Annotated in this window: 15 protein-coding genes; 10 read left to right on the plus strand and 5 right to left on the minus strand. The window is 42.1% G+C overall.

Features of this window, described 5'->3' with window-relative positions; genetic code table 11:
* Position 1: 1 nt before the first annotated feature.
* From A391_RS0107370 to A391_RS0107390, 5 genes are all read right to left on the minus strand, one after another.
* Positions 2-718, minus strand: coding sequence for an SAM-dependent methyltransferase (locus A391_RS0107370; protein ID WP_019898419.1), 717 nt, complete (start codon positions 716-718; stop codon positions 2-4).
* Positions 718-2,163, minus strand: coding sequence for a DUF4139 domain-containing protein (locus tag A391_RS0107375; RefSeq protein WP_019898421.1), 1,446 nt, complete (start codon positions 2,161-2,163; stop codon positions 718-720). The genes A391_RS0107370 and A391_RS0107375 overlap by 1 nt, the downstream gene beginning before the upstream one ends.
* A gap of 60 nt (positions 2,164-2,223) precedes the next feature.
* On the minus strand, positions 2,224-2,805 hold the full coding sequence (locus A391_RS0107380; RefSeq protein ID WP_019898423.1) for a Maf family nucleotide pyrophosphatase: 582 nt from the start codon (positions 2,803-2,805) through the stop codon (positions 2,224-2,226).
* A 69-nt stretch (positions 2,806-2,874) separates the two neighbouring features.
* The gene (gene oadA / locus A391_RS0107385; protein ID WP_019898425.1) at positions 2,875-4,722 is read right to left on the minus strand and encodes a sodium-extruding oxaloacetate decarboxylase subunit alpha; all 1,848 of its coding nucleotides are present in this window, start codon (positions 4,720-4,722) and stop codon (positions 2,875-2,877) included.
* A gap of 56 nt (positions 4,723-4,778) precedes the next feature.
* The gene (locus A391_RS0107390) at positions 4,779-6,197 is read right to left on the minus strand and encodes an acetyl-CoA carboxylase biotin carboxylase subunit (protein WP_019898427.1); all 1,419 of its coding nucleotides are present in this window, start codon (positions 6,195-6,197) and stop codon (positions 4,779-4,781) included.
* Positions 6,198-6,522: 325 nt separating this feature from the next.
* Between A391_RS0107390 and A391_RS0107395 the strand changes: the two genes are divergently transcribed.
* From A391_RS0107395 to mltG, 10 genes are all read left to right on the plus strand, one after another.
* Positions 6,523-7,074, plus strand: a complete 552-nt coding sequence (locus A391_RS0107395) for a YceD family protein (RefSeq protein WP_019898429.1) — start codon at positions 6,523-6,525, stop codon at positions 7,072-7,074.
* A 154-nt stretch (positions 7,075-7,228) separates the two neighbouring features.
* Entirely contained in the window at positions 7,229-7,408 is a 180-nt protein-coding gene (rpmF, locus tag A391_RS0107400) for a 50S ribosomal protein L32 (protein WP_015832088.1), read from the plus strand.
* A 189-nt stretch (positions 7,409-7,597) separates the two neighbouring features.
* Positions 7,598-8,659 carry a phosphate acyltransferase PlsX gene (gene plsX / locus A391_RS0107405; protein WP_019898430.1) on the plus strand — a complete coding sequence of 354 codons (1,062 nt, stop codon included), beginning with the start codon at positions 7,598-7,600 and terminating at the stop codon, positions 8,657-8,659.
* On the plus strand, positions 8,656-9,600 hold the full coding sequence (locus A391_RS0107410) for a beta-ketoacyl-ACP synthase III (protein ID WP_019898431.1): 945 nt from the start codon (positions 8,656-8,658) through the stop codon (positions 9,598-9,600). The genes plsX and A391_RS0107410 overlap by 4 nt, the downstream gene beginning before the upstream one ends.
* Positions 9,601-9,636: 36 nt before the next feature.
* Positions 9,637-10,563 (plus strand): ACP S-malonyltransferase, encoded by a 927-nt coding sequence (fabD, locus tag A391_RS0107415; protein ID WP_019898432.1) that lies wholly within the window; start codon positions 9,637-9,639, stop codon positions 10,561-10,563.
* 20 nt (positions 10,564-10,583) lie between these two features.
* On the plus strand, positions 10,584-11,324 hold the full coding sequence (gene fabG, locus A391_RS0107420; protein WP_019898433.1) for a 3-oxoacyl-ACP reductase FabG: 741 nt from the start codon (positions 10,584-10,586) through the stop codon (positions 11,322-11,324).
* A gap of 140 nt (positions 11,325-11,464) precedes the next feature.
* Positions 11,465-11,701, plus strand: a complete 237-nt coding sequence (gene acpP, locus A391_RS0107425; protein WP_015832083.1) for an acyl carrier protein — start codon at positions 11,465-11,467, stop codon at positions 11,699-11,701.
* Between the two features lie 231 nt (positions 11,702-11,932).
* Positions 11,933-13,165, plus strand: a complete 1,233-nt coding sequence (gene fabF, locus A391_RS0107430; RefSeq protein WP_019898434.1) for a beta-ketoacyl-ACP synthase II — start codon at positions 11,933-11,935, stop codon at positions 13,163-13,165.
* Positions 13,166-13,273: 108 nt separating this feature from the next.
* The gene (pabC, locus tag A391_RS0107435) at positions 13,274-14,110 is read left to right on the plus strand and encodes an aminodeoxychorismate lyase (protein WP_019898436.1); all 837 of its coding nucleotides are present in this window, start codon (positions 13,274-13,276) and stop codon (positions 14,108-14,110) included.
* Positions 14,103-15,098, plus strand: coding sequence for an endolytic transglycosylase MltG (gene mltG, locus A391_RS0107440; protein WP_019898438.1), 996 nt, complete (start codon positions 14,103-14,105; stop codon positions 15,096-15,098). The genes pabC and mltG overlap by 8 nt, the downstream gene beginning before the upstream one ends.
* The last annotated feature ends 4 nt before the right edge of the window (positions 15,099-15,102 follow it).

Genomic DNA, 15,102 nt, shown 5'->3' on the forward strand with positions numbered 1-15,102 from the left:
ACTAAGCCAACAATAAAAATACCGTTGGTTTTTTATGTAGGTCTGGTAAGACTGACGCTTTCCATTCCTTTATGCGTTTAGTCACGATAAATTCATCAGCTAAACTAATATTACATGCAACACATAATCTTGTTTCCCCATTACAGTTACTAATAATATCTTCTAACATGTGCTGGTTACGGTAGGGTGTTTCTATAAACACTTGTGTTTCTTGCTGTTTTGAACGCTTCTCAAGTTCTTTGAGCTGATTAATCCTTGCAGCTTTGTCACTAGGTAAGTAACCCAAGAAAGTAAATCGCTGTCCATTGAGGCCGCTTGCCATCAGGCTGAGTAAAATAGATGAGGGGCCTACTAGTGGTGCTACGCGAATGCCTTTTTGATGCGCCAGTGCTGCAAGTTTTGCACCCGGGTCTGCAATACCCGGGCAACCTGCCTCACTCATCAACCCAACATCTTTTCCTGCGATTAGTGAGTTAAGCAGTGCTGGTAATTCTCTGTCACTGGTATGCTCGTTTAATGTTTTAAATACAAGCTCACGTATAGGCTTGGCATGCTGAATTGCGCCTAGAAAATGGCGTGCGGTTTTTTCATTCTCTACAATAAACTCATCTAGTTGTTGGGCAATCTTTACAACCTCTGTGGGTAACACCTTAGTGATATTATCCTCACCAAGCGTGACCGGAATAAAATATAGGGTCCCTGTCTTTTTGTTAGCCATTAATATTTCACTTGTACACGGTAATTGAGTGTGATTTTACCTTCTGCAGGTACGTCAATTTTCCAAACCGCAGTATTACTAGTCGCTTTTTGGCTAGGATGACTCTCTTTGATGATTTTCCAATCTGCAGGAATCGGCTCCTGTACTGTGACGGAGACGCGCTCTTTTTTTGCATTTTTAATAACAATCTCGTAAGCACTTTCAAACATGCTGCTAGCTTTAGACGGGCGAGGTAATATTTTAAAATCAGACTGTTTTTTATCAGCCGTGACGTCAAATGCTTCGCCAAGTTTTAAGCGTACAGTTTCATTTTTTGGCGTATGGTCAATACGGTCTTCACCTACAAACTGAGCATTACCTTGACTATCTTTTTTGTAAACACGCATAATGCCTTTAGGTAATGGCATACCTAATTTTGCAGCTTCTTTATTATCGAAATCTACAAACACACTTACTTTTAACTTTTGACCTAAGTCACCATAACTTGAGTTGTAGTAGTAGTCTGAGCCACGCAACACTAGCTCTTTGCGAGCCGGCACTTGCGAAGCAGAGAGTAGGGCTACTTGCTTGGTTTGGTTCTCTTCAATGGTAGTTTGACGATCTAAGCTATATAGATGATATTCAAGCAACGACTCTTCAGCCATTGGTGCAACTGCTTCTGCAGCCATGGCCAGCCCTTTTCTCATAGTCATCGCACGAGAGTGATCTTCTTGCACACGGTTAACATCACCAGCTACCAGCTGTAATTTAGAATTCTGATAGCGAGTGCCACTGGTATTGGTCAGGGTTACCCAACCAGATAAGTCAAGGCTGTCTTCTTTAGGACTTAGTTCAGCCACGTAATCCGCTTTCCAGTCTAGACCACCTGTTAGGTAGCTCAACTCAACGGATTGCTCACCGACTGTTTTATTAATAACTTTAGTAATTAAAGTAGGGCGGTCACGCAGATTTTCTGGGACATTGTCATACACAATGCGCCCTGGCACCCCTGTTTCGATACGGTTACCGATTTTCATCACAACGCCATTGTTTGCAGACAATACAGAAGCTTGTTCGCTCGTTTCTATGCCAGTCGCAGGATTTGTGCTAATGACTCGAACCGTTTTACCTACGTATTTTTCGAGTAGCTTCTGTGGGGTAAGTAAGTCGAAATCAAAGTTCTGCTCTAGAGTATCAAAGCTTCCCTTATGGCTAATACTACGCAATAACGCTGTTTCAGGCCTGATTTGTGCACTTACATCACGTAATGCTAAGTGATTAAGACCACTGTTTAATTTAACTTTACGTTGATCTTTGATTAAAGCTAGATTGTTGTTATAAATGGTGACTGCTATAGATTGCTGATCATGTAAGCTACTTGTGATTTCATCTGAGTCTGCGGATAGTACATTAGTTGATAGGACAGAGAGTACACAAAGTACGATAAACTTGTATTGATTAGGCATGACAAACTCCTTCTTGGTGAGAGTGGGTAAATCTGGCAACAGTTAAGAACATTTATTCATTTATATCACTGACACGCCTTCTTGGTTAAGCATATTGATTAAAGCAATCAAAGGTAAGCCAATCAATGCATTGGGATCCTCACCTGTCATTTTTTCGATTATTGCAATGCCCAGTCCTTCTGATTTTGCACTGCCAGCGCAGTGATAAGGCTGTTCTTTTAAAAGATAACTTTCAATTTGCGCATCGGTTAGGTTTCTAAATTGCACAATGTAAGGCACAACGGTCGCTTGCATATGTTTTGTTCTTGCATTGTATAGACATAATGCGCTATGAAAGATAACTTCTCTGCCACGCATTAATCGTAGTTGCTTGGTTGCATTATCATGATTCAATGGCTTACCTAATTGTATGTTATCGAGTGTTGCCACTTGATCGCATCCAATAATAAGAGCATCTGCATGGGTAGCGCCTATCTTTATTGCCTTATCTTTAGCTAGTCTTAAGGCGGTATCTTGGGGCAATTCACCTTCTAGTTGTGTTTCATCAACATCTGGTGAAATGCAATTAAAGGGAATTTGTAAACGTGTTAATAGCTCACGTCTGTAGATTGAAGATGAGGCTAATATCAAATTATTTTGCATGGTCAATAAAGCTAATAAAAAAGCCGACAGTAGATATCCGTCGGCTTGGTTTGTTAATTAATACATTCGTTATTCTGGTTGAATTTCAAGTAAAGATTCATCAGGAGTCACTGTATCACCTTTCACAGCGTGCACGGCAACGACAACGCCGGTAGTCGATGCTTGAATTTCGTTTTCCATTTTCATGGCCTCAATTACCAGTACTCCATCGCCAGCTTTTACCTTGTCGCCAACTTTTACCTTAACAGCAACAATTGTACCTGGCATTGATGTTGTCACATGGCCAGCATGTGATGGACGAGGGCGACCGCTACTTGTATTGTTAGCAAGTTTCTTTTTGCTACCACTACTTGCTGAGCCATCGTTAGAAATCTCAATTTCACTGAGTGTTTCTACAATCACTTCTTCCGCGATACCATCAATCGACACAAAGTAAGGGCGCTGCTCTTCACCTGCATGGCCACTGCCTGTAACGTTAATATGGAATGTTTCACCATGCAAGGTCACTTTAAACTCATTCGGCGCAAATCTTGGACCACTAGATTGAATAGTATTTTTATCTAACAACACTTCAGGCGTTAATGAACCAGCATTGCGCTCTTGTAGATAAGTTTGGCCAATATCTGGGAACATAGCATAAGTCAGCACATCCTCTTCTGATTTAGCAAAACGTTCGGCTTCATTAGTCAGCCTAGCCATTTCTGGCTTTAACAAATCAGCTGGTCTACAGTTTACTACTTCTGCGTCACCAACCGCTTGTTGCTTAATAACTTCATTAACAGCTGCCGGTGCTTTTCCGTATTGCCCGAGGAAGTAGTTTTTAACTTCATTCGTGATTGATTTATAACGCCCGCCAGTCATGACGTTAAGTACAGCTTGCGTGCCTACAATTTGAGAAGTTGGCGTCACCAATGGAGGATAGCCTAAGTCCTCACGTACTCTTGGTATTTCTAGCAATACCTCATCCATTTTATTCAGAGCACCTTGCTCTTTTAATTGGTTAGATAAGTTTGAAATCATGCCCCCAGGAATTTGGTTCACTAAGACTCGGGTATCAACGCCAGTGAATTCACTTTCAAACTGCCAGTATTTCTTACGTACTTCCCTAAAGTAAGCTGTGATCTCTTGTAGCGCACCCAAGTCTAGGCCCGTGTCGTATTCTGTGCCTTGTAATGCAGCTACTAAACTTTCTGTAGAAGAGTGGCTCGCACCTTCACCAAAAGAAGAGTTACATGTATCAATAATGCTTGCACCGGCTTCAATACCTTTTAGCAGGCTCATTGCAGATAAGCCAGAAGTTGCATGGCTGTGTAATTGAATTGGCAGGTTCACTGAGCTACGCAAAGCTTTGACTAAGTCACCTGTACTTTGAGGTGTTAGTAAACCGGCCATGTCTTTAATCGCAATCGTGTCGCAACCCATCGCTTCGAGTTCTTTTGCCAAGCCTACAAAGTAAGTAACATCATGTACTGGGCTAGTTGTATAAGCAATAGCACCTTCGGCATGTTTGCCAAGCTGCTTAACAGCTTCTACAGATGTTTTGATATTACGTAAATCATTCATTGCGTCAAAAATGCGGAAAACATCAACACCATTGTCTGCAGACTTCTGAACAAATGCACGCACAACATCATCTGAGTAGTGACGGTAACCTAGTAAATTTTGACCGCGCAATAACATTTTAATGCGGCTATTTGGAAGTGCTTTACGTAATTTAGCCAAGCGCTCCCAAGGATCTTCCCTGAGAAAGCGTACACATGCATCGAATGTTGCACCACCCCAAGCTTCAAGCGACCAAAAACCGATCGCATCAAGCTTTGCACAAATCGGTAGCATATCGTCAGTACGCATGCGAGTTGCAATAAGCGACTGATGCCCATCGCGTAAAACTAGTTCAGTAACAGATACTTTTGCCATATTTTTAATCTATCAATTCAAAGGTTAAAATTAATTTTTAATACTTGGAAATCTTGTTAAATACCTTCATGCGCAGCAATCACCGCTGAAATCGCTGCCGCAATCAGTTCGGGCGGGATTTCATTAGCATAGTTCGCTAATTCAGGGTGTGCTTCTACAAAACTGGTATTAAACTCTGCAGCCCTAAACTCAGGATGCTTAAGAATCTCTTGGTAATAAGGAATAGTGGTTTTGACACCATAAATAATCATATCGTCTAGCGCTCGACGACCACGTTCAATAACACCTTCCCATGTGAGTGCCCATACTGTCAGTTTTGCACACATAGAGTCATAGTATGGCGGTATCACATAACCGCTAAATATCGCTGCATCCATACGCACACCAGGGCCGCCTGGCGCATAATACCTTGTAATTTTACCAAAACTTGGCAGGAATCCATTTTTTGGATCTTCCGCATTAATGCGGAACTCCATTGCGTAACCCCTAAAGGACACGTCTTTTTGTTTGTACTGCAAAGGCAAGCCATAAGCAACACGAATTTGCTCCTGAACAATATCAATACCTGTGATCGTTTCCGTCACAGTATGTTCCACTTGCAAGCGTGTATTCATTTCCATGAAATAGAAGGTATTGTCAGAATCAAGCAGAAACTCAACAGTGCCTGCATTTTCGTATCCAACTGCCTTAGCTGCTTTTACTGCCAATCCACCAATATATTCACGCTGCGCTTGAGAGAGTTGAGGTGATGGTGCAATTTCAATTAATTTTTGGTTACGGCGCTGTATTGAGCAGTCACGTTCAAATAAATGAATGGCGTTGCCTTGTGAGTCAGCCAACACTTGAACTTCAATATGACGCGGGGAAACTACGCACTTTTCAATAAACACCTCAGGTTTACCAAAAGCTTTACTTGCCTCACTAATCACCCGATCGTAATTACCTAATAATTCTTTTTCACTATCACAGCGACGAATACCACGACCACCACCACCATTCGTTGCTTTAAGCATAATTGGATAACCAATTTTATTGGCTAGCGTAACCGCTTCTTCAAGGTCTTTTAAATTGCCATTGCTACCAGGTGTGCATGGAATGCCAGCCTTGGTCATTGCGTTACGTGCTTGAATCTTGTCACCCATTTGACGAATTACATCAGCGTTTGGGCCAATAAATTTAACGCCACGACGTTCACAAATCTCAGCTAATTCTGGGTTTTCTGACAAAAATCCATAGCCAGGATGTAATGCATCACAGCCCGCAGCAACGGCTAGATTCACAATATTATGTGCATTGAGGTAGCCTGCAACAGGGTCTGCACCAATATGATATGCTTCATCTGCTTTTTTAACATGTAAAGCTTGGCGGTCTGCATCTGTATAAATCGCAACTGATTTGATGCCCATTTCAGAGCATGCGCGCACAATACGCACTGCAATTTCACCGCGGTTAGCAACTAGAATTTTTTTGAACACGTAGGTAAGCCTTAATTTTATTAAATAACGTTACAAAATCGATGCAATTGTAACATGGGAGCCTTGATTGCTAAATCCCTAGCGCAAATTTTAGCGCCGAATTAAGCGCTAAAAGTGATTTTCATTGTCTTTAGATCTTTATACTGGTTAAAGCCTTGTCAAATTTTATATGGATTTATTCTGACGAGTTGTAAATGCAGATGCTCTGAGCGCTTGATATCCGCTGTTTAATTGCGCTCGATACTATAATAGTTAACATCTATTGCAAATTATCTAGGATAATTTTACAAACTTTAATCTTACTCATTAACTCAAGAACAGAAATATGACTAATCAAACCTTTATAATTGACAACCTTGCTTTTGCAGCACGTGGTGAGCGCTTGGAGGTTAGTCTTCCGCTAACGGATTTCCCTAGATTGAGTGAGCTAATTGAGTCTCAGTTTGCAGAGGCCGGTGCGATTAAAAAGCATGCCGATGTTGCTAGCGATAATGAAGAGAGGCATGTGAGCTTTACTTTAACTGGTGAGAAAAATGTACTGGGTCAGTGTTATTTGCACTTGGCGTTAAATGCAAGCCTAATCACCTCTTGTCAGCGTTGCTTATCACCTATGCCTTTAAGTCTTGCACTCAACTTTCACTATTTAGTCAGTGATGTAGAGGCTAGTCCGCTGGATGATGTAGAAGCGTCAATTGGTGATGATTTTGATCTGCAAGAAGCGAGTCAGGAAATGGATGTGAAACTGCTTGTCGAAGATGAGGTGATACTGGCACTACCAATAGCACCTGTCCACGACAATGACTGCGCTCCAGTCACAATGCAAAGTGGTGAGAAACCTAATCCATTTGCCGCATTAAAGGGTTTAATTAAATCGTAAAATATACATTATTGGCTGACAAAACTTATGTTTTGTATTATCATTACGGGTTAGTTATTTAGTGTAATCTTAAATTAGTGATGCGTTATTCATTTTATTGCATCGATTTACAAGTAATTGAGATGATGTTTTAATCATTTTATTGGAGTTTATTATGGCAGTTCAGCAAAACAAAAAGACACCTTCAAAGCGCGGTATGCACCGTTCGCACGACTTTTTGACAAATCCACCATTAGCAGTTGAGCCAACTACAGGCGAGACACACTTGCGTCACCATATTAGTCCTAATGGCTACTACCGTGGCCGTAAAGTATTGCCATCAAAAGGCGAGTAATTTTACTCGGCTAACAATCTCACTAACAATGTTGGTTTAGATTGATTTCTTAGGCAGTACAGGAAACATAACGCCGCTCCATTTGTTTGGAGCGGCGTTATGTTTTAATGGTTTAGCCATATTAATCTTGTTGTCAAATCGGCAACATATGTCAATTAAAACCTTACTATTTAAGTCGAGAAAAAAGTAATGGATATTACAATTGCAATTGACGCAATGGGTGGTGATCATGGCCCCCACGTCACAGTGCCAGCAGCATTAAGAGCATTGGATTCAGATCCTCAGCTAAATGTTGTGCTGGTCGGATTGACTGATGCAATTGAAGCTGAACTCAAAGCACATAAAGCAGCAGTTAACCCTCGTTTGCGCATTCATCATGCAACAGAAGTTGTCACCATGGATGAATCTCCACAAAGTGCGCTAAAAAATAAGAAAGACTCGTCTATGCGAGTTGCCATTAATTTAGTGAAAAGTGGTGAAGCTAATGCGTGCGTGAGTGCCGGTAACACAGGTGCACTCATGGCAACAGCTCGTTTTGTATTAAAAACTTTACCAGGTATTGATCGTCCAGCAATCGCTTCGGCGTTACCTAGTGAAAAGGGTAACACCTATATGCTAGATTTAGGTGCAAATGCTGATTGTACCGCTGAGCATCTTTATCAGTTTGCAATTATGGGAGCAATGCTGGTAAGTTGCGTAGAGCATAAAGAGCGTCCGACGGTAGGCTTACTCAATATCGGCTCAGAAGACATTAAAGGTAATGAGGTTGCTAAGCAGGCAGGTGAGTTACTTAAAGCAAGTCACTTAAACTTTTATGGCAATGTTGAAGGTGATGATATCTTTAAGGGCACTACAGATTTAGTGGTTTGTGATGGATTTGTTGGTAACGTATCATTAAAAACCACGGAAGGCCTAGCTCACATGATGGGTAAGTTCTTAACTCAAGAGTTCAAAAAAAGCTGGTTGACTAAACTAATGGCGCTTTGCGCGATGCCTGTACTCAAAGCTTTTAAAAAGCGCTTAGATCCACGTCGTTACAATGGTGCAAGCTTCTTAGGCTTGCGCGGCATTGTGGTAAAGAGTCATGGTGGCGCAGATCAAGTTGCCTTTTTCTCAGCAATTCATGTAGCGATAGAAGAGGCTCGTAGTGGGGTGTTGCGCCGCATTACAGAGCAGCTGGAAATTGAACATTTACAACCGAGTGCTGCTGTAAAAGGCTCGGCTGTAAAACACTCTCAGGATATGCAATGATATTTTCTCGTATAGCAGGTACCGGTAGTTATTTGCCAACCAAAGTGCTTACCAATGCTGATTTAGAGCGTATGGTAGATACCACCGATGAATGGATTTTTACACGCACTGGCATCCGTGAGCGCCACATTGCCGCAAAAGATGAGTTTACAAGTGACTTGGCGTTTCAAGCAGCGAAAAATGCGATAGCAAGTGCTGGAGTTACTGCAAGCGATATTGACCTAATTATTGTTGCAACTACCACACCAGATAAGGTCTTTCCAAGTGTAGCTACGATGGTGCAAAAGAAATTAGATATTTCTGGATGCCCCGCATTTGATATTCAAGCCGTTTGCAGTGGCTTTGTTTACGCGCTTGCAACCGCTGATAATTTCATTAAAGCTGGTGGTGTTAAATGTGCGTTAGTGATTGGTGCCGAAACGTTCTCGCGCATCACTGATTATACGGATCGTGGCAATTGTATTCTTTGGGGTGATGGAGCTGGAGCTGTGATTTTACAGGCATCTAACGAGCAGGGTGTTATCTCTACGCATTTACATGCGGATGGAAGATACGAAAACATGCTCCATGTACCGCGTAATGAAGATAAGCCTGATACTGTCGTAATGGAAGGAAATTCCGTATTTAAAATGGCAGTCAATACTTTGGATCAGATTGTTGATGAGACACTTGCTGCGAATAATATGCAAAAGTCTGATATCGACTGGCTAGTGCCACATCAAGCTAATATTCGTATATTACAGGCGACTGCTAAAAAGTTAGACATGAGTATGGATCGTGTAGTGGTGACTGTAGATAAGCACGGTAATACCTCAGCAGCTTCTATTCCTTTAGCACTAGATACAGCAGTAAAAGATGGTCGCATCAAGCGCGGAGACGTGATACTGATGGAAGCTTTTGGTGGAGGATTCACCTGGGGCTCTGCACTAATTAAGTACTAATATTCAATTAACTATATAGATAATATAAAGTAATTTATGAAAAAAACAGCATTCTTTTTTCCAGGCCAAGGCTCACAGTCAGTAGGTATGATGAGCGGTTTTGGTGATAATAAAATTATCCGTGATACATTCCAGGAAGCATCCGATGTTTTAGGTGTGGATTTTTGGGCAATGGCAACTGAAGCCAATGAGCTGATTAACGATACCACTAACACTCAGCCTATTATGCTTACAGCAGGTGTAGCTGCATGGCGTGCATGGCAGGCTGTATCAGATCAAATGCCATCAGTAGTAGCGGGGCATAGCTTGGGTGAGTACACGGCATTAGTAGCCGCTGGCGTGCTGTCATTTAAAGATGCATTGCCGCTAGTAAGATATCGCGCAGAAGTGATGCAAAGCGCTGTTCCTGCAGGCGTCGGTGCAATGGCTGCAATTTTAGGGCTAGATGATGATGCTGTGCGTGCCGTTTGTTCTGAAGCTGCACAAGGCGACGTACTGGAAGCGGTTAACCTAAACTCACCAGGACAAGTTGTGATTGCAGGTAACAAAGCCGCCGTAGAGCGCGGCATGGAGGTCGCTAAAGCTAAAGGCGCCAAGCGTGCACTAGCTTTACCAGTAAGTGTACCGTCTCACTGTGCGCTAATGCGCCCGGCCGCACTTAGACTGGCTGACTATTTAGCGAGTGTGACGATTAACGCACCGCAAATTCCCGTAGTACACAATGCCGATGTTGTGGCTTACAATGATGGTGATAAAATAAAAGACGCGTTGGTGCGTCAGTTGTATAGCCCAGTACGCTGGGTTGAAACCGTGCAGTATATCGCAGCACAAGGCATTACACAATCAGCAGAGTGTGGTCCTGGCAAAGTGTTGGCTGGGCTAACTAAACGCATCGTTACCGAATTGCCATGCGTTGCTTTAACAAGTAACGACGCATTAATTGAATTCAAAAATACACTTTAAAAAATTATAAGAGGTCGCTTATGTTAGCTGGTCAAATTGCATTAGTCACAGGCGCAAGCCGCGGCATTGGTGCTGCTATTGCTTTAGAGTTGGGTAAGCAAGGCGCAATCGTCATCGGTACCGCAACTTCAGAGAAAGGTGCGTCAGCCATTAGTGAGACATTAACTGCTGCCGGTATTCAAGGCGAGGGAATGTCTTTAGATGTGAATGATGCAGCGCAAGTGGAGGCCACGTTAAAAGCGGTTGGCGAAAAATATGGTGATGTGAGCGTACTTGTTAACAATGCCGGCATTACGCGCGACACTTTACTTATGCGCATGAAAGATGATGACTGGGATGCGGTTATCAGCACCAATTTAACTTCTGTATTTCGCATGAGTCAGGCAGTGTTGCGCCCAATGATGAAGGCGCGCGTAGGGCGTATTATTAGCATTTCATCTGTGGTTGGTCACATGGGTAATGCCGGTCAAACTAACTATGCTGCGGCCAAAGCAGGCATGACTGGCTTTACGAAATCATTAGCGGCAGAGGTTGGAAGTCGTGGAATTACTGTAAACTGTGTGGCGCCAGGTTTTATTGAAACGGATATGACAGCAGAGCTATCTGAGGATATCACCAATAAAATGCTTGCACGCATTCCATTAGGGAGATTAGGCTCAGTAAAAGAAATTGCAGCAACTGTTGCGTTCCTGGCTTCACCTAGTGCAGCTTATATTACTGGCGAAACAATCCATGTAAATGGTGGGATGTTAATGGTTTAATGATCTTTTTATATAAAGACGCCAGTAGATTTGCTACTATTAATTAAGTTTTTTGTATTATCGTTGAGTTTTGGTAGAATGCTGCCTTAGCTGAACTATTTTTTATATTTAAGCTATTTTTTATATTAAGGGGTATTTAGATGTCTGACATCGAACAACGTGTTAAAAAAATTGTTGCTGAACAACTAGGTGCAAATGAAGCTGATGTTAAAAATGCATCATCATTTGTAGATGACTTAGGTGCTGATTCACTTGATACAGTGGAGTTGGTAATGGCGCTAGAAGAAGAGTTTGACTGCGAAATTCCTGATGAAGAAGCAGAAAAAATCACTACAGTTCAATTAGCGATTGATTACATCAATACTAACCTCAAATAAATTCACAATTAGGCAGTTTGCTCATTCCGAGCTTGCTGCCTTTTGCCTTTTTGTTTCCTAAACCTCGTCTTAAAACGCTTTTTTAAAAGTGGCCTTATACTTCAATGGATAAGTGACTTCGGAAGACGCAGGTAATATAGAAACCGAGATAGTCCTTGTTGTAAAGTGTGGCCGTGGCTGGTTGGCGGCTAATGTAATACACATAGTAAAGAATTCTTAGAGGTATCCTGTATGTCTAAACGTAGAGTTGTAGTAACTGGTCTTGGTGTTGTTTCGCCTGTTGGTATTGGTGTTAAAACTGCTTGGGATAATTTAGTTGCCGGTAAATCTGGCATTACGCAAATTACTAAGTTTGACGCGAGTGCATTTTCATCAACCGTCGCAGGTGAGGTGAAAAATTTCAACCCTGAAGACTTTATCACTGCAAAAGATGCGAGACGTATGGATACTTTCATTCAATACGGCCTCGCTGCCGCTATTGAGGCAGTTAAAGACTCGGGCATAGTTGCTACCGAAGAAAATGCTGAACGTATTGGTGTTTCAATAGGCTCTGGCATTGGTGGTATGCAACTTATTGAAGACACTGATGTGCTTTACAAAGAGTCTGGACCGCGCAAAATATCGCCATTTTTCATCCCAGGTACTATCATTAACATGATTTCAGGCAATCTGAGTATCATGTTTGGCTTTAAAGGCCCTAACGTTTCTATCGTCACTGCATGTACTACTGGTACGCATTCGATTGGTGATGCTTCACGTATGATTGAGTACGGTGATGCAGATGTAATGATTGCTGGTGGTGCAGAAGCTGCAATCACACGTTTAAGCGTAGGTGGTTTTGCCGCTGCACGCGCACTTTCAACACGAAATGATGATCCTGCAACTGCAAGTCGCCCTTGGGATAAGGATCGTGATGGTTTTGTCATTGGTGAGGGTGCCGGCGTCATGGTGCTGGAAGAGTACGAGCATGCGAAAAAACGCGGCGCGAAAATTTATGCAGAGCTAAGCGGTTATGGTATGAGTGCGGATGCTTATCATATGACGGCCCCAAATATGGACGGTCCACGCCGTTCTATGCGCAATGCAATGCAGAACGCAGGAATTAACCCAGATGCCGTGCAGTATGTAAACGCGCACGGCACATCAACACCACTTGGTGATACTAATGAAACTAACGCAATTAAAGCTGCATTCGGTGACCATGCTTACAAGTTTGTAGTGAACTCGACTAAATCGATGACAGGTCATTTACTTGGCGGCGCTGGTGGTTTGGAGTCCGTGTTTACCGTACTCGCAATCCATCATCAGTTATCTCCACCTACTATTAACATTTTTAACCAAGATCCAGATTGCGATTTAGATTATTGTGCGAACACTGCACGTGATATGAAGATTGAATACGCACTGAAAAACAACTTTGGCTTTGGTGGAACCAACGGTAGTTTGGTGTTTAAAAAAGTGTAACTTTCTATTAACTTGCTGATATCTAAGCCCGCATTGGTGATCACTGCGGGCTTTTTATTCACTGTTTTAGGTAGTGTATTTATGGCCCGTATGGTTTAATTACAACTTATGATCCATCAGCACACATCTTTAATAAACGGCAGTTTTGATCAAGTAATCTCAGCTGCAGACCGTGGCTTTACCTACGGTGACGGTGTATTTAGGACCATGAAAATTAGAGATGGTCAACCAATTAGCTGGCCTTTTCATTATCAAAAATTAGTGGCGGATTGTGCTGTGATTGGGATTGTTTGCCCGAGTGCAGAGTTGTTAATGTCTGATATTCAGCAACTATTTCCGATAGAAGAATTTGATAATGGCGAAGTCTCTGTTGCTAAAATCATTATTACTAGAGGTGAGGGTGAGCGCGGCTATGCGCCACCTGCAGTCACCATTCCGACCCGCGTATTGATTAAATCATCCATGCCGACTTATCTGGATGCCCACTATTTAAGTGGTGTACGTCTGCATTTGTGTGACACTCGTTTAGCCTTACAACCAAAACTTGCTGGCATTAAACATCTTAACCGCCTGGAAAATATATTGGCGCGTATGGAGTGGCGTGAGGAATCTATTTTTGATGGTCTCATGATGGATATGCAAAGCAATGTGATTGAATGCACAATGAGTAATATTTTTGCCCGTGTAGGTAGCCATTTATACACGCCAGATTTAAGCCAGTGCGGTGTTGCTGGTATCACTAGGCAAAGAATACTTGGTTTAGAAAGCCTACTCGGTTTGAATTGCAGCGAAGTAACAATAACATTGCCGGAGCTATTGAGTGCAGACGAGGTGATTGTCTGTAATAGCCTATATGGCGCATTTCAGGTAACGGCAATAGGTAATCAAACATGGGAGCAGCAATCGTTGGCTTCTACAATTAGAAATATACTGACTCATGGTTAAACGCATTAAAAAATGGCTTCTGATCTGCTTAATTGCTGCTTTATTGATGGTCGGCTGGTTGGTGTACTACGCTATTGCTCCTTTAAAGTTGCAACCTAGTAGCCAGGAGGTTGTGATTGCGCCAAATAGCGGGCTCCGAAGTATTGCGAACCAGTTGGTAGCACAAGGCGTATTACGTGAGCCATGGCGATTTGTGTTGATTGCCAAGCTTTTAAATAAAGAACAATATTTACAAGCGGGTAGTTACACCTTAAATAAAAATATTTCACCTTATCAACTGTTACTCTCGCTCAATTACGGCAAGGCTACACAAGGAAGCGTCACTTTTATTGAAGGACGTACGTTTGCGCAGATGCGCGAGAAGCTGGCAAATAATGATGCAGTAAAGCAAACTATTACCAGCTTATCTGACCGTGAGATTATGCAATTACTTGGCTCGACATACAATGCGCCAGAGGGGCTATTTTTCCCTGATACTTTTTATTTCAATCGCCATACGACAGATATAGCATTATTGAAAATCAGTTACGATGCGATGCAGGCTAAGCTTGATAAAGCATGGCAAAACCGAGAAGAAAATTTACCGTATAAAAATAGCTATGAGGCTTTGATTATGGCTTCAATTGTTGAAAAAGAGACAGGTAAAGCCAGTGAGCGTCCAATGATTGCTGGTGTTTTTATCAACAGAATGCGTTTTGGCATGCGATTACAGACTGATCCAACGGTTATTTATGGAATGGGCTTACAATTTAACGGCAACATCAGAAAAAAAGATCTATTAACGGATACGCCCTATAACACTTATACAAGAAGCGGCTTACCACCAACACCAATCGCAATGCCTGGTATCGCTGCAATTGAAGCCGCTTTGCACCCAGCTAAAACCAAAGCACTTTATTTTGTAGGCAAAGGTGATGGTAGCCATGCTTTTTCTAATGACCTGAATGAACATAACCGTGCAGTAGTGCGTTATCAGTTGAAAAAATAAAAAT

The organism is Methylotenera mobilis 13 (assembly GCF_000384255.1).
GTDB lineage: Bacteria > Pseudomonadota > Gammaproteobacteria > Burkholderiales > Methylophilaceae > Methylotenera > Methylotenera mobilis_B.

Excerpts from the sequence above, each read along its gene's own strand:
- A391_RS0107370 (WP_019898419.1), bottom strand. The coding sequence starts at position 718 with ATGGCTAACAAAAAGACAGGGACCCTATATTTTATTCCGGTCACGCTT.
- A391_RS0107375 (WP_019898421.1), bottom strand. The coding sequence starts at position 2,163 with ATGCCTAATCAATACAAGTTTATCGTACTTTGTGTACTCTCTGTCCTA.
- A391_RS0107380 (WP_019898423.1), bottom strand. The coding sequence starts at position 2,805 with ATGCAAAATAATTTGATATTAGCCTCATCTTCAATCTACAGACGTGAG.
- oadA (WP_019898425.1), bottom strand. The coding sequence starts at position 4,722 with ATGGCAAAAGTATCTGTTACTGAACTAGTTTTACGCGATGGGCATCAG.
- A391_RS0107395 (WP_019898429.1), top strand. The coding sequence starts at position 6,523 with ATGACTAATCAAACCTTTATAATTGACAACCTTGCTTTTGCAGCACGT.
- rpmF (WP_015832088.1), top strand. The coding sequence starts at position 7,229 with ATGGCAGTTCAGCAAAACAAAAAGACACCTTCAAAGCGCGGTATGCAC.
- plsX (WP_019898430.1), top strand. The coding sequence starts at position 7,598 with ATGGATATTACAATTGCAATTGACGCAATGGGTGGTGATCATGGCCCC.
- A391_RS0107410 (WP_019898431.1), top strand. The coding sequence starts at position 8,656 with ATGATATTTTCTCGTATAGCAGGTACCGGTAGTTATTTGCCAACCAAA.
- fabD (WP_019898432.1), top strand. The coding sequence starts at position 9,637 with ATGAAAAAAACAGCATTCTTTTTTCCAGGCCAAGGCTCACAGTCAGTA.
- fabG (WP_019898433.1), top strand. The coding sequence starts at position 10,584 with ATGTTAGCTGGTCAAATTGCATTAGTCACAGGCGCAAGCCGCGGCATT.
- acpP (WP_015832083.1), top strand. The coding sequence starts at position 11,465 with ATGTCTGACATCGAACAACGTGTTAAAAAAATTGTTGCTGAACAACTA.
- fabF (WP_019898434.1), top strand. The coding sequence starts at position 11,933 with ATGTCTAAACGTAGAGTTGTAGTAACTGGTCTTGGTGTTGTTTCGCCT.
- pabC (WP_019898436.1), top strand. The coding sequence starts at position 13,274 with ATGATCCATCAGCACACATCTTTAATAAACGGCAGTTTTGATCAAGTA.
- mltG (WP_019898438.1), top strand. The coding sequence starts at position 14,103 with ATGGTTAAACGCATTAAAAAATGGCTTCTGATCTGCTTAATTGCTGCT.